General features: G+C 59.3%; 9 protein-coding genes. 6 read left to right on the plus strand and 3 right to left on the minus strand.

Annotated elements, in window-relative coordinates; genetic code table 11:
* The first annotated feature begins 1 nt into the window (after nt 1).
* The 6 genes from V8J88_RS24560 to V8J88_RS24585 all read left to right on the plus strand — a co-directional run bounded on the left by V8J88_RS24560 (nt 2) and on the right by V8J88_RS24585 (nt 12,929).
* Nucleotides 2-4,177, plus strand: coding sequence for a protein kinase (locus tag V8J88_RS24560; protein ID WP_338846926.1), 4,176 nt, complete (start codon nt 2-4; stop codon nt 4,175-4,177).
* Nucleotides 4,177-5,850, plus strand: coding sequence for a hypothetical protein (locus V8J88_RS24565; protein WP_338846927.1), 1,674 nt, complete (start codon nt 4,177-4,179; stop codon nt 5,848-5,850). The genes V8J88_RS24560 and V8J88_RS24565 overlap by 1 nt, the downstream gene beginning before the upstream one ends.
* A complete protein-coding gene (locus tag V8J88_RS24570; protein ID WP_338846928.1) occupies nt 5,847-9,515 on the plus strand; it encodes a hypothetical protein in 3,669 nt (1,222 codons plus the stop codon). The genes V8J88_RS24565 and V8J88_RS24570 overlap by 4 nt, the downstream gene beginning before the upstream one ends.
* Nucleotides 9,516-9,579: 64 nt before the next feature.
* Nucleotides 9,580-10,760, plus strand: a protein-coding gene (locus V8J88_RS24575) for an IS3 family transposase (RefSeq protein WP_338846235.1) whose coding sequence is annotated in 2 segments (ribosomal slippage) — nt 9,580-9,832 and nt 9,832-10,760 — 1,182 coding nt in all. Because the reading frame shifts where the segments join, the coding sequence is not laid out codon by codon here.
* Nucleotides 10,761-10,877: 117 nt separating this feature from the next.
* Entirely contained in the window at nt 10,878-12,707 is a 1,830-nt protein-coding gene (locus V8J88_RS24580; protein ID WP_338846929.1) for a hypothetical protein, read from the plus strand.
* 21 nt (nt 12,708-12,728) lie between these two features.
* On the plus strand, nt 12,729-12,929 hold the full coding sequence (locus tag V8J88_RS24585) for a hypothetical protein (protein ID WP_338846930.1): 201 nt from the start codon (nt 12,729-12,731) through the stop codon (nt 12,927-12,929).
* A 224-nt stretch (nt 12,930-13,153) separates the two neighbouring features.
* On the opposite strand, the gene V8J88_RS24590 is transcribed toward V8J88_RS24585, so the two are convergent.
* The 3 genes from V8J88_RS24590 to queF form a co-directional block, all read right to left on the minus strand.
* On the minus strand, nt 13,154-13,597 hold the full coding sequence (locus V8J88_RS24590) for an SRPBCC family protein (protein WP_338846931.1): 444 nt from the start codon (nt 13,595-13,597) through the stop codon (nt 13,154-13,156).
* 118 nt (nt 13,598-13,715) lie between these two features.
* On the minus strand, nt 13,716-14,261 hold the full coding sequence (locus V8J88_RS24595) for a hypothetical protein (RefSeq protein WP_338846932.1): 546 nt from the start codon (nt 14,259-14,261) through the stop codon (nt 13,716-13,718).
* A gap of 21 nt (nt 14,262-14,282) precedes the next feature.
* Nucleotides 14,283-15,131 carry an NADPH-dependent 7-cyano-7-deazaguanine reductase QueF gene (gene queF / locus V8J88_RS24600; RefSeq protein WP_338846933.1) on the minus strand — a complete coding sequence of 283 codons (849 nt, stop codon included), beginning with the start codon at nt 15,129-15,131 and terminating at the stop codon, nt 14,283-14,285.
* Between the last annotated feature and the right edge of the window lie 16 nt (nt 15,132-15,147).

A 15,147-nucleotide genomic window follows, 5' to 3' on the forward strand; every position in this document is an offset into this window, starting at 1 on the left:
TGTGGCCAAAGTGAATCCAGTAGGCCAACCGGTCAACGATGCAGAGCGCAGTGCCATCGCTTACCTGCGGGATCGCTTGCCAGACAGTTTCGTTCTGATTCACAACTTCGAGATCGAGCGGCAGGGCGAGCGCTTCGAGATCGACATTGCATTGCTGACGCCGCACGCCCTGTATCTGATCGACGTGAAGGGCACGCGCGGCGCCATCGATGTGTACGGCAACAAGTGGTACCCCGAGGGGCGCGCGCCGTTTCCATCGCCGCTTGGCAAACTGCGCGGCCATGCGCGCACGGTGAAGGGCTTGGTGACTCAGGCCAACCCGGGGCGGCATGAGCTGGAGGACATCTATGTGGATGCCGCCATCCTGCTCACCGCACCCGATGCACACCTGAACGACCGCGCTGATGTCGATCAGAAGCAGGTCGTGAAGTTGAAGGATGCTGAACGCTATTTCAAGGATGCCACGCGCATCCCGGTGCGCTTCTCCAAGAACATCCTGCAGCAGCAGGGATTGATCCTGCATGCCTTGAAGGTGGTGAAGCCCGCTTCCGCCGTGCAGTGCTTTGGGCACTGGCAGGTGAAAGAGAAGCTCGGGGCGGCGGAGGCCTACACCGAGTTCCGAGCCGAGAACGCGTTTGCAGGTGGCACAGCCCGCCTGCGGGTGTACCAGGCAGACCCTTACCAGCCTGAGGATGTGCGCAAGGCGCAGGTCAACCGCATTGCCAACGCCTACCGGGCGCTGTCCAAGCTGCCGCTGCATCCCAACATCGTCGCAGCGCGGGATTTTTTCCCGACCGATGACGACAAGTCTTTCATTCTGATCCTGGACGATGCACCGGGCCAGGCGCTGACGGTGCACATGGCTCGCCCCCAGTTGGCGCTGACCTTGGACCAGAAGTGGCGTGTGGCCAAAGATCTGTTGGCGGCATTGGCCCACGCCCACCATCACGGTGTGGTGCATCGCAACCTGACACCGGGCGCGATCTTGATTGGCCAGGACGGCACAACGCGCATCACCGATTTCGATTTCGCCAAGCCCGGTGTGGAGCGCAGCCTGACGATCGCGGCGGAAATTGTTGATCTGGTGGAGAAAGCCTATGTGGCGCCCGAAGCGTTCCGGGAGCCGGGCGCCGCGTCGAGCGCATCAGACATCTTCTCCGCAGGCGTCATCCTCTACGAACTCTTCACCGGCGAGCGCCCCTTTGCGGGCGAGCCCACCACGGTGTGGGATCGGGTTGGCGAGTTCCTCAACAAGCCCTCGGCATTGCGGCCGGAGCTGAACGAGGCCTTTGATGCTTGGCTGCAGAGCTTGTGCGCTTTTGATGAGCACCAGCGGTTGACCGCATCGGCCGCGCTGGCCGCTTTGAATGCTTTGCTGCAACCCGTGGCGCAAGCAGCCAGCCCAGCTGCAGAGGCGCCGAAGCCCGAGGTCGTTGAAGTCGATGATGCCCAGACCGACTACCTGAACTTGGCGGCAGGCCATCGCCTGACCCACAAGTTCATCGTGGAGAAGAAGCTCGGGCGCGGCAGCTTCGGTGTGGTCTACAAGGTGATCGACACCCTGGGTGATGTGGCGCGCACGGTGAAGCTCATCGTCAGTGACCGGCACTCGACCCTGGAGCGCCTGAAGAAGGAGTACCGCCACCTGGCGCACATCCCCGAGCACCCTCACGTGGTGCGTGTGTTGGATGCGGATGTGATTCCAGGGCGTGACATTCCCTTCCTGGTGTTTGAGTACGTGGAAGGGGCCGATGTCGGCGACATGATCCACGACCGCCTGCTATCCCCCGAGGATGCGCTGGAACTGAGCAAGCAGGTGATGGAGGGGCTGGTGCATCTGCATGCGCAAGGCTTCCATCACTGCGACATCAAGCCGCGCAATCTGTTATGGACGCAGAAGGGCGCCAAGATCATCGACTTCAATGTGTCGGTGCGAGCCGACGACAAGGAGTCGCGCGGCGGGGGCTCGCGGCGCTATTTGCCGCCGGACTTTGATCCTGAAGTCATTCCCCACAACGGCGAGCGCGCTGACCGCGATCTGTATGCGCTGGGCCTTACCTTGTATGAGGCATTGACGGCTCGCTACCCGTGGGACACCACGGAGCCTCCCATTAACAAGCCCGCGCCCGACCCGCGCGAACTCTCGGGCTTTGCCGACTTGGCGCCAGAGTTGGTGAATGTGGTGCTCAAGGCCATTGCGCCGCGCAGGGCGGAGCGCTTCCACACGGCCGTGGATTTTCGCGATGCGCTGGCCGAGGTACGCCATGCACGGCGTATTCAGACCGTCAGCCTGACGGCTATGACAGCGGCGGTTAGCAGCGGTCAAGCCGTCTTGGCTGAGTCGGCGCCCAACTCCAACACATTCGTTTCGCACCTGCTGACGCTCTACAGTCAAAGCCGCCGCAGTAATGCCGGTACGCGGGGCATGGACGCGCTTGGGTTCTCTGCCTATGTGGACACCGCGCTGGACCGTGCCTTGTTGCCTGCTGTGCTGCAGGGGGAGTTCCGGCTTGTGCTGATCTCGGGCAACGCTGGTGATGGCAAGACCGCCTTCTTGCAACGCCTGGAGAAAGAGGTGGAAGCGCGCGGCGGGTCCGTCAATCGTGGCTTGGCAAACGGCAGCGAGCTGAGCTTGCACGGCACGCGCTACCTGATCAACTACGACGGCAGCCAAGACGAGGGCAACAAAGACAACAACCAGGTGTTGCTGGACTTCCTGGACCCGTTCAAGGGCAACGATACAGCGTCCTGGAGGCCCCAGGAGACACGACTGATTGCGATCAACGAGGGCCGCTTGGTGGATTTCCTCGCTGCGCATGAACGGGATTTCCCGGCGCTCACGGCCCTGGTTCGGCGTGCATTCGCCACCGGGGAAGCGGAGTCTGGCGTGGTGGTGGTGAATCTGAATTTGCGCAGCGTTGTGGCCGATGACGCCAGCAATGCTGAGGGCGGCTCGATTCTGGAGCGCACGCTGCGAAGCATCGTCCGCCCGCAGAACTGGGCTGCTTGTGAGCAGTGTGATTTGAAAGACAGTTGCTACGCCTTGCACAACGCGCGCAGTTTCCAGGATGAGATCGCCGGGCCGCGCTTGCTGGAACGCCTCAAGACGCTGTACACGATGGCGCACTTGCGCGGGCGCTTGCATATCACGATGCGCGATCTGCGTTCAGCGCTGTCGTTCATGCTGATTGGCAACCGCGACTGTGGCGAGATTCATGCGCTCTACGCTTCAGGCAAGCACGATGAGGTGGCGCACAGCTTCTACTTCAACAGCTGGATGGGCGGCGGGCAAGCCACCTCGGACCGGCTGCTGATACTGCTGAGCGATCTGGATGTTGGCAAGCAGGAGGACCCCCGCTTCGATCGAGGCCTGGACTTTGTTCAGCCGGATGACCGCGCCCTGTTCCGCTTCGAGCGCCGAGGGCAGTTTGACTTCGAGGTGTTGAAGCGCCTGTTTGGCGATCTGCCGCGTGACGTGTCTGACTCCTCAGTTCGCCACCGGGCGCGCAAGCATCGCGAGTACGTGGCCATGGCGCGCCGCAAGCACTTCTTTGAGCGGCGTGACGCCAGCTGGGAAAAGATGCTGCCCTATCGTTCCGCCAAACGCATGGTGGAGATCGTTCGCGGCGAAATGCCCATCGACGAACTCACGAGCGAAATCCTGCATGCCATCAACCGAGGCGAGGGGCTACAGCGCCCGGAGCGCCTTGGAGCCAGCCTGGCCTTGCAGTTGCGGCAGGTCGAACACGGTACGGTTCGCAGCTACCGGCTCTTCCCCGTGGAGGGCTTTGGGCTGCAGGTGCAAGACTTTGCGGCCAAGGCGCGCTTCGTTGAGCACCTGCCGACCGGTCTGCTGCTGAAGTACCAAGGCCAAGGCGCAGGGGCCATCAGCAGCGAGCTGATCATCAACCTCGACGTGTTCGAGATGCTGGTGCGGCTGAATGAAGGCTATCGGCCAAGCGTTGAAGAGATGCAGGGTTTCTATCTCTGCCTTGGCGTGTTCAAGAACAGCCTCAACGCTCAGCCTTACCGCGAAATCCTGCTGACCACCACGGGGCACGATTTCTACCGCTTGGCCCGCCATGACGATGGTCGGGTGGAGATGCGTTTGCTGCACGGCCCGGTGAAGGGCGCTCGCCAAGAAGAAGCCGCAGAGAGCGGCGACAGGGGGAACTGATGGCATTGCAGAAGAAGGACAGGGAGTTCCGACTCCCAAAAATCAGCTATCTCGACTTCAAGACCATCGAGATGGATCGGGTGCTCACCGGCTTGTTCGAGCGGCTGGAGCATGGTGGCTATCCGAGCGTTTTCCGCGACAAGCGCGAGCTGACCGTGGACAAGTTCGTTGATGACATTCTCGATGCAAGCGACAAGTTCTTGGGCTTTACACAGCACCGGGACATAGTGGAGCGTTGGGTGGAAACCCACCTGATGGACATCGTGAACCGAGGCAAGAAAAACGCCGTTGTGGCAGGGCCACGACCGTTGCACGGCTATACCTATCGCTTTCGCAACCCGAAGCACTCGCGTGACTACGGAGCTGCGCAGCAGCTTTACCAGATGCTGCACCACGCACGCCACCTTGCCGGCCACAAGGCGATCGAGCATCTCAAGGGCTTCTTTTTCGACGGGTTCGACAAGCTCACAAGAGAGCTGAACGATAAGGCGCTGACAGACATTGAGACGGCGACGCTGCTGCACTTTCTGTCGCAGAGGAAGGACACGGCGGACACGCGCGCTGGCGGAGATCGGTTCGCGCCTGTGTGCATCGGCTCAGCAGATCTGATGGCCGAGGACATTCAGCGACTGCTGTTCTACAAGCCCTTCATGCCGCGCTCGGTGATGGTGGAGTACCTGAAGGTGCTGTTGTCGTTCCACTTGGCGCTGTATCACCTTCGCTTGCTGAAGCTGCTGCCTGCCTGGCAGAAGCTGGCGGGCGCCAACTCGCTGTGCGCTGAATCGGCATGCCCTATGAAGCCGCGCGAGCAACGCGAGCCTCAGGGTGACTGTCCCTACAAACTCGGTCTATTCGTAGATCTGTCGGGTAGCGCAGAGTCTTCAACCGCAGCGCTGGCAGAGCGCAGCGCAGATGGCTACTACCGGCGCATTCCCAGTTTTGTGCGAGCGTACTTCGTCGCTAAGAAGCTGGATGAGTTTTCTGAGCACCTCGTTCGGAGAGGGAAGCTGATCCGGCCTTTGAATGCCGTGTTCTCGGTCGGCGAACTCTACGGTCTACAAGGAGCGCCGTTCGCGGAAGAGCGGGATAAGTTCTTTGGTGAGCGGCTGGCTGGGCTGCTGGAATCCTTGTCTGAGGGTGATGCGGGGCTTGACGCAGAGGTCGAGGCCATCACAAAGATGGGGCTCTCGGACTTTGAGACCTACATCGAGATTTTGGTGGCTCTGCGTGGGGCCTTCCAGCGGAAGTACATCATCGAGTCTTTGGACTCGACGATGTTGAAGAACAAGTCGGGGGCGCTGCTTGCGCAGACCCGCACGCGGAACGCACCTCGGCGATTTGCGCTGGAGAGTCGCCTGCTGGAAGTGTTGCTGCAGATCGCGGTGTTGCGACCCGGTGGGGACCAGGGCTACTTCACCGGCGAGATGCGAATCGACGACTTGTTGTCGTTCTTGCGTGAACGCTATGGACTCTACATTGATCAGCTTCCGCCCGGCGAGGGGTTCAGCGCTCCGACCATCGACGAACGGAAGGCCCTGCGCAGCAATGTGCAAGCATTTACCGGACGCCTGCGCGAGATTGGCTTCTATCGAGATTTGTCTGATGCCTACGTGACCCAGACTGTGGTGCCGCGCTACACGATTGCAGAACGAAACGAAGGAGCGCGCGCATGAGTCAGGGACTGCGTGAACTCACCAATCAAGAACTGAACGCCGCGCTGGAATCGGTCCTGCTTCCAAAGCTATCCCAGTTGCTTGCCGCTCGCGAGCTTGGGCATTGCATGCGGGTTACTGACTTGGATCGAGAGCTGATGATTCGATTGGCTGGCGGCCTGCGGGCTGCCGTGCCGTCAGCGAATGTCGTGGTGCTGGCCGACGAAGGCTTGCGAGCGATGGCGCCGGACATGGCTGTCAGCAGCACCAAGCTGGTTGAGCTGCGGAATCCGCTACCGAACGATGAGCTTCGGCCCCCCTTGCTGGTCTTCGTGCCGAATGACCTGCGTGCTTCAGCGGAAGATTCTTTTGGCGTCGCGACATTCGAAGAGGTCTCGATCGATGGCGCGTATGCGGAGCTGAATGGGCAGTTGCTGGCTCAAGTTCCTGTCAACTTGCGGATGGCCGTAGAGGCCTGCTTGAGCGAGTTGCAACGGCCTGACAGCCGGTGGCGGTATGCCGATGACGCTGCTGTCGCTCGTTACCTGCTCACCTGCCAGATCAATGAGTTTGATCCGGACGCGATGGGGGCAGCGCTGTTTGAGCTTGCTCTGGCGCCGGACTTTGAGTTGTTCCAACAGGCCGAGCGCGCACCTGCACGGGTGGCGCGCAACCGAGAGTGCGTTGAGCGCGTGACCTGGTCTACCAAGACGGAGCGCGTTCGCGCGCTTGAGTTGGGCTTGCTGGACCCTGTGTTTTGCAAGCAGCTTGGCGAGTTCTTCTCCCGTATCGGCGTCTCCAATCCCAAGGAGTGGACGCAAGCCATCGTTCGTGACCGTGTGAATTGGCCACTTGCGTTCAACAAATGGTTGTTCGAGGATGGCGGAGTCAACCCCGACGCCATCTACATCGGCGATGTCGCACTGCCTGACTTGCACCTGGTGAAGGATGACAACGAAGACTCCCGGTTGGCTGAGTTTATCGGGCGCAAGGTGCTCCCCATCTCAAAAACCGGGCTCAAAAAGTTCAGTGTCTCTTTCCGTGTTGACCCGGTACCGTCCAAGGTCGAAGGGTTGTCGCGGTTTGTGGCAGAGGTTGTATCGCGCGACAACGGGCCGACAGGCCTGCGTAGGCGAAAAGCCGCCTGGGCCAAAGGAGTCGACTCTGGCGTGATTGCTTTTTCGTCGATTGGCAAGATAGACTGGGAGGAGGGCTGGCACTACGTGCGAGTGTATGCAGAGACCGAGGACGGTGATCGCATCCCTCTCGTGGACGGAGAAGGCAATCCCATCCGCTTCAACACTGATGCAGCGGAGACGCATGCCAGCCCCAACGAAAGTGACGTCTTTTACGTGATCACCGACGACGAGGTGGAGGTGGAACCACCGCAGCGTGCGGTCCCGCGTGAGGCAAGCTTGATGCATGCGTTGCTGCGTGCACGTTTTGCGGCGGTGACTCAGGATCGTGATCCTGGAACCGTTACTGTGACCGGCTGCGGTTGGGTGGGGCGCAGTAGCAAGGCCGTAGCCAGCGGCGAAACCTTGGAGATTCGCCTGGGCAAAGAGGGTAAGGCGAACGTCTTGGTGTCCAGCCATTTGGCCAACCTGGAGCGCGCGTTTCTTGAAGACCCAGAAGGGCTTAACCGCTTGAGACTTTCGATCAGCGCTGCGGGTGTTGCCACCCGATCTACGACGTCATTCAAGTGGCCAGTCTCGGACGAGGTAACTCGATTCCGAGAGGCGCGGCAGTCGTTCTTCGCCGCAGTGCTCAAGGGAGAGCAACGGCTGATCATGCAGGCCAGCGATCTTCTGTCCCTTCAGGAGCCGGCGCAGAACTACGCCTCCGCCTACTTGGCTTGGATCGACACAGCGCTTGCACGCGCCAGCTCGACAGAGACGGCCGTTGCGCGGCAAGCGATGGATGAGCTTCGCTACGCGCTCACCATCGATTCAGTGGCCCTCGTGCTGGAAGACTACCAAGGCAGGCGACGAGATGCTGTGCTGTTGGGGCCAACGCATCCTTTGCGTGCCAACTGGCATGTTGCATGGAGCCATCTCGGCCAGGCCTGGATGGAGCAGAGCCGGGCTAGCAATAAAGAATTTGTGATCCCAACACGTGACGCAGTGATCAAGCAGCTTGCGCCAGCGGCATTTCCGCCGGTTGTCCCCTTCGGTGAGGAGCTGGGGCGGACAGCGCTGGCTGTGGACAACATCAACCCGTTCTGGTCTTTGTACGCAGCGACCGATGAAAAGGACCCTCGTGGCCTGATTGGGGAGGTTTGTGCTGCCTTGGGCTTGCCAGAGCCAGCCATAGGCGGGGCAACGATCGATAGTGCTTATCTTGCCGCGCGCGTGCAGCGTTATCTGGTCCAGCATCCGTATGTGGAGACGCTGACGATCAATGCTTTCAACGCGGGGCGCGCAGGCGCAATGGCCGAGGTGCTGCTGGCACTCCAGCGACATCCTGATTTCGCCGATCTGCGTTACGACATCCGGCTCTTCGTGCTTGACCCTGCAGCTCCTTCGACCGGGGAAGCGTTGCTGGAACTCTTGTCGCCAGATTCGGGAACGAGCGCCAAGGAGGCAGACGCGTTTTCGACGCCGACCAACAGTCATTTGCACCCCAAGCTGCGACTGGCCATTCGTGCGATCAAGGAATTCCGTGAGGATCCGGATTTGCATGCGGCGCACCTGTCCTTCTTATTTGACTTGTTCCCTGCTGAGGAAATTCGAGCAGTTGATGTTCAGGATAGTGACGACTCCTCGTTTGTCCATGGTCTGGTTCAGCCCTTCGAAGTGGACTATCTGGAAGACGAGCAGTCCATCACTTGGCTGCGTCGTCCGCTTCATGGCGCGGCGCAGCCGCTGGAGGGAGCAGAGGCGTTATCTGACCTCATGGGTGGCGTTTCCCGTGCTGTCTCGGTCGCAGTGGCGACAGTTGCTCGCAGTCAATACCTGCCGCATGCACGCCCTGTTGTTGCGTTGAGCCTGTCGGCAGATGAGCGTGCCATACTCCATCAGGTTCACGAGGTCAGTGATTGGGTGCTTACGATTGATCGGAACTTGGGGATCGAGTTCTTCGACCATCGTCGCCATGCCACGCGGCCAGACTATCTGATCGACCACTCGCCCGACATGGCGAGCGCGATGAGCCATCGGTTGGCGATCACCTCGCGCTCCGTTGCTGAGCTTGAGTCGCTGCTGATTCCCATCTTGGGGGATTACGGGCTGCCCAATACGGGCCGACATGCCTTGGTGATGTTGGATCAGCTTCGATCGTTGTCCGGCCGGTTGGCCATGAAACTACTGTCCTCTTCATCTCAGCGGGCCGAGGCGATGGGCTTGGCGCTCTCGCGCTTGTTCCTCGAACACCAAGGCGTTTTCCAGAACCAGGTCGTCGTGCCGTTGGACGCGCACTTGGAGTTGTACAAGGCGTTGAAGCAAAGTGCTGAGGAAATCGGCGATGAAGTCAGCTTCCGTCGCACTGACCTTGCCTTGTTCGACCTCGACCCGGCAAGCCGTGTGGTGACATGCCGGCTGGTCGAAGTGAAGTGCTACAGCCAATTAGGTGATGTGGCTGCCTACGCGCAGTTGAAGGCGTCCATCGCTGACCAGATCGCTCAGTCCGAGCACGTCCTGGCCTATCACTTCGACCCCGGGATGGCAGAAGTAGATCGGCCTGACTGAGCTTCCCCTGAAATTTAGTCTGCCACAGGTGACGTAAAATAACGTTACTTGAGAAAGACAGGAAATGAAAAAAATACCGAAACAAGCATACACGACCGAGTTCAAAGAACTGGCGGTCAAACGCGTCCAAGATGGTGAATCGGTGGCGGTCGTGGTTAGGGAGCTGGGGCTGGGCGACCAGACGCTGCGAAATTGGATCAAGGCGGCAGCAGAAGGAAAACTCAAAGGCGCTGGCGGCAAAGTGGTGACGCCGGAAGCGATGGAACTTTCCAGACTGCGCGCAGAAAACGTCCGGTTGAAGCGGGAGAATGAAATCATAAAAAAAGCAGCGGCGTACTTCGCGAAGGATGTCCTGTGAAGTACGCCTGGATGGATGGACAAATCAAGAGCTATGCGCTGACAGAAATGTGCGCCGTTCTCGACGTCAGCATCAGCGGCTATCGGGCGTGGAAGCGTGGCGGCACGCCTGAGCGTAAGCGCTTGAAGGATGCACAAATGCTTGCAGTGATACGCGCCATTCATGCCGAACTCAAAGGGGCTTACGGCAGCCCGCGCATCGTGCGAGAACTGCGCAAACGAGGCTTCAGCGCTGGCAAAGAACGCGTCGAACGTCTCATGCGAAACAATGGTATCCGTGCCCGCCATAAGCGGCGCTACAAGGTCACCACGGATTCCAGGCATAGTTTGCCGGTTGCTGCCAACCTGTTGGCTCGCAATTTCACTCCGGCAGCCCCTAACCAGGTCTGGACGTCGGACATCACCTATTTGTGGACTGACGAAGGCTGGCTGTATCTGGCGATTGTGCTGGATCTGTTCAATCGGGAGGTGATCGGCTGGTCGCTCAAGCCGCGCATGACCAGCGACATTGTGACTGACGCTTTGACGATGGCGTGGTTTCGCCGTCGACCGGACGCGGGCGTTATGCATCATTCTGATCGCGGCAGCCAATACGCCAGCCAAGCCTTTCAGGACAAACTCAAGGAATACGGCATGACGTGCTCGATGAGTCGCAAAGGAAACTGCTGGGACAACGCACCGACCGAGAGCTGGTTTAACAGTTTCAAGAATGAGCGATACCATGGCGTGCGTTATGCCAGCCATGCTGAAATGAAGGCTGCCAGCTTTGAATATATTGAAGTCTTTTATAATCGAACCCGTCAGCATTCAACTCTGGGCTATCAATCGCCGTTTCAGTATCTTGACCGCTGGCAGCGTGAGCAAAATCAGGAAAAGCTGGCTGCATAAAATTCATCTGATGGCAGACGAAATATCGAGGGAACGTCAGACCGCCCCATCAAGAATCGCGATCTTGCTGCACTGCTGGGCTTCTACCTAGACCGATCCGAACGCTATGGCGTGGTCTTGCCAGAAGCTGCCGAAGAGGCGCACTACTTCCTGCGACGCCTTGATGAGCCGCCTTACACCCTGCAGTTCACACGAAGTGCTGTGGTGTTTGACTTCAGCAAGCCAGGTACTGAGCCCGCCGAGTATGAAAACGGCATCGAGTTCTATCGGATCGGTAGTGATTTGATCCGGCAGTTGGTGGAGTCGGCAGTGACTGACACCGAAACGGTGGCTAGCGTCCAGTACGCGCACCCTGCCGACACAGCGCGTGAGGTCACGCGAGAACTGCTCCGTCGCAGGGAGTTGGCGCCAGCCGTTCCTACCTTTGAAACGGCGGCCTTCCTCAGCCCGCCACGGGATCGAACACTCGCGTGGGACGACAGTCCGAGGGGCAGATACACGCAGCAAGAGGTGGTTTCCAGCGTGCCCGTGTGGGAGCCGGAATCTGCCGCCTTGGTGCAGGTGGCTCCTGCGCCAGTTGGCGCCATGCAGGCTACAAGCACTGACACGCCACAACTGCCAGTAGACAAGCTAGATGAGACTGCGGAACAGGCGCCCGGATCGGTTCTTGTTGGGGGGGCGGAGGCGCCACAGCGTGCGTCCCTTACACAGCCGCAGTCTCAAGCTGGTGAGACTAGCGATAGCCGCGTGGCTTACGACATTATGCTCGGCGCCACAGGAGCAACACCGCAGTACGGCCTGATTGGCGAGGTGTCTGGGCGCAAGGTGGCGCTTGACCTCAATCAGACCCACACCATCAGCCTGTTCGGCGTTCAGGGCGGCGGCAAGAGCTACACCTTGGGCAGCGTGGCAGAGATGGCTTCGCTGCAGATCCCCGGTATCAACTACCTTCCTGAGCCGCTGTCCACGGTGATCTTCCACTATAGCCCGACGATGGACTACAAGCCCGAGTTCACGTCGATGGTGGTGGCTAACTCGGTGGAAGATCAGGTTCGTGCGCTGAAGGAGGTGTATGGGGCGGAGCCGAAGGCGCTCGCGGATGTCTTGCTTCTCGTACCAGCCGACAAGATCGAAGAGCGTCAGGCCGAGTACCCCGACATCGAAGTGCGGCCTTTGCAGTTCTCGGCTTCAGAGCTGAAGGCTTCGCACTGGAAATTTTTGATGGGAGCCGTGGGTAATCAAGCCACGTACATCCGTCAGATCATGCGCATCATGAAAGCGATGCGCGACGACATCACTCTTGACGGCTTGCGTGCAGGCATCGATGCATCGTCGATTCCCGATCACCTCAAGGAGCTGGCTCGGATGCGCCTTGACCTGGCAGCCGAGTACATCAACGACGGCGCCTCGCTCACTGAGGTGGTGAGGCCAGGCCGATTGATCATCGTGGACCTGCGCGACGAATTCATCGAGAAGGACGAAGCCCTCGGACTGTTCGTCGTGCTCTTGCAGTTGTTCGCTGATGCGCGCATCGATGGGCGCAGCTTCAACAAGCTGGTGGTGTTCGATGAGGCCCACAAATACATCGAGAGTCCCGACCTGGTTGCCGGGCTCATCGAAGTGGTCCGAGAGATGCGGCACAAGGGTGTCAGCATCATGGTCGCAAGCCAAGACCCGCCATCTGTGCCTGTCAGCCTGATCGAGCTGTCCAGCCAGATCATCATGCATAAGTTCAACTCGCCTGCTTGGTTGAAGCACATTCAGAAGGCCAATGCTGCTCTCGGCAACCTTACACCGGAACGCATGGCCCAGCTGAAAGCTGGAGAGGCCTACGTGTGGTCAAGCAAGGCGACGGATGAGTCGTTTTCCAAGGGGGCCGTCAAGCTTCGGTGCAGACCCAGGGTTACGCAGCACGGCGGGGCAACTCGTGTGGCGGTGAGGGATTGAGAAGACTTCAGGGAGAGACAGATGATCCAGACCAATAACGAGACCAAGGTCGATCTACTCAACAACGAGGCAATTGCCTCAGCGATCATTGGGCTACTTCGCGCGAAGCCAGACCACCCGGTGACTATCGGTGTGCACGGCGTCTGGGGGGGGCTGGAAAGTCCAGCGTGCTCGAAATTATCGAAGCTGGTTTTTCCGATCAGGGCGATGTCCTGTGCCTGAAGTCCAATGGATGGCGCTATCAAGGCTTCGAGGACGCGGAGATCGCCTTGATCGAAGGGAACGTCACAGGCTTGGTCGAGAAACGTCAGGCATTGAAGACGGCGGCAGTGGTCGCCAAGGATGTTTTTTCGGCGCATCGACTGGTTGAAGGTTGCCAAGCGAGCCGGCGGTCTGGCTCGCTGGAAACAGCGCAAGCCCTACATCCGCCCCACCCACAACAAGCATCACCCCGGAATCTCCGGCTCCACCAGCAGCGCCAATTGCGCCAGCGATTCCTGCCAGCCCAGATAACACATCTCAGTCGGAATCAGATCCGGAATGCCTTCCTGCACGATATGGATTTCCGTACCGCACAGCACAGCCTTGAGCTGCACCGTGACTTGCAATTCGCCGGGCAGATTCGGATCATCAAAGCGGTCGGTGTAGCGCAGCAGGGTGTCGGGCACAAGCTCCAGATATTCACCGCCGAAAGAATGGCTGTGGCCGCTGCTGAAATTGGTGAAGGACATCTTGAAACTGCCGCCGGCCACGCCGTTAAATTCATGCACGGTGCAGGTGAAACCATACGGCGGCAGCCATTTGGCTAAAGCTTGCGGGTCGAGAAAGGCGCGATAGACGCGCGCCGGCGGGGCTTTGAAAACACGGTGCAGGCGGACGGTTCCGGGCATGGCGGCAGCTCCTGAAAAAGTGGCAAGGCGAAATGTTGGCTTCGGTGCAAACTTTCGCCAGTATATCGCCGCCGCCTGCGCGCGCTGCATCTCGTGTGGCGTCGCGCCATCACGGCGCTTACAAATCCGCCAAGTTCATTTTTTGCAGCACCTCGGGCGTATTCAGGCGTTTGATGGAGTCCGTCACTATCGCATATTCAGAATCGGGAATCGTAATCGCCCAGTAGCGCATAGACGGGAAGGCGGCCGGCATTTTTTGCATGCTGTCCAGATACATCGCATGCAGGGCCAGCATGAAGGCTTCGCCTTGCAGCGTGAAGCTGCAGTCCTCGAATAAGTCGTACTCCTGGCGGCAGGCCTGATACATCTCATCATATCGCTGGGCGTAGCCAAGAAAGTGTTTGTGATGCCAATCCGGCCACTCCATGGGATCGCAATTGCGCGGTACGGCATCCGGTTTGTGCTGTGCGGCGGGATGCGGGCAGGTGATGGCGATGGGCGACGCCAGTTCCAGGTCTTCGCCGATACTGATGGCATAGCCCATGGCATTGAAATCCTGGATGCAGCACGCTATCGAGGCGCGCAATTCTGTTTCCAGCTGGGCTTGCATGCCGCCCAGTTTTTGCGCAAACAGGGTTTGCCAGTGTTGCAGTTGCCCGCTCATTTCAGGCTCCTTGTGCATGGATTATTGCCGCGCATTGCGCAGATTTTGCGGCCCCGGGCCGGCGGAAAAATTCGCGCGCCAGGGGTTGATGTCCAAGCCACCACGCCGGGTGTAGCGCGCATACACCGCAAGTTTGTGCGGTTTGCATTGGCGCAGAATGTCGCAAAAAATCCGCTCCACGCATTGTTCGTGAAATTCATTGTGCTGGCGGAAACCGATCAGATAGCGCAACAGGCTTTCCTGATCTATCTGCGGGCCGTAATAATGAATCTGCACGCTGCCCCAATCCGGCTGACCTGTCACCAGGCAGTTTGATTTGAGCAGGTGTGAAAGCAATTTTTCTTCCACCGGCTGTTCGTCAAGCGCTGCGCGCAGCAGGGCCGGGTCGGGTTGGTAGTTGTCGATTTCAATATCCAGGCGATCCAGCAACTCACCTTCCAGCTCGCCCATTTGCACACGGCCAAACTGTTCCGGCAACATCAATTCGACTTGCACCGCTGCGCCTGCGGCCTCGGATAAATCCTGGCGCAGCAGGCTCAATAAGGCGTCGGTATTGGCCAGTTTGGTTTGGTTGAAGGAATTCAGATACAGCTTGAAGGATTTGGATTCGATCAAGTTGGGCGAGTCGGCCGGAATGCGGAATACCGCCAGCGCGATTTGCGGCTTGCCGCGCAGATTCAGCCACGACAGTTCATAGCCATTCCAGATGTCCACGCCGAAAAAAGGCAGGCTGGCGCTGATGCCCAATTCTTCCCGTTTGCCCACGCGCGGGATGGGGTAGAGCAGTTGCGGCGCGTAAGTTTCGATATAGGCGCTGCGCTGGCCCAAGGGGGAGTCCTCGGCGCTGTGGTTCGATTCGGCATGCGACATGCGGCACTCTGCTGGC

Source organism: Massilia sp. W12 (genome assembly GCF_037300705.1).
Taxonomy (GTDB): domain Bacteria; phylum Pseudomonadota; class Gammaproteobacteria; order Burkholderiales; family Burkholderiaceae_D; genus JACPVY01.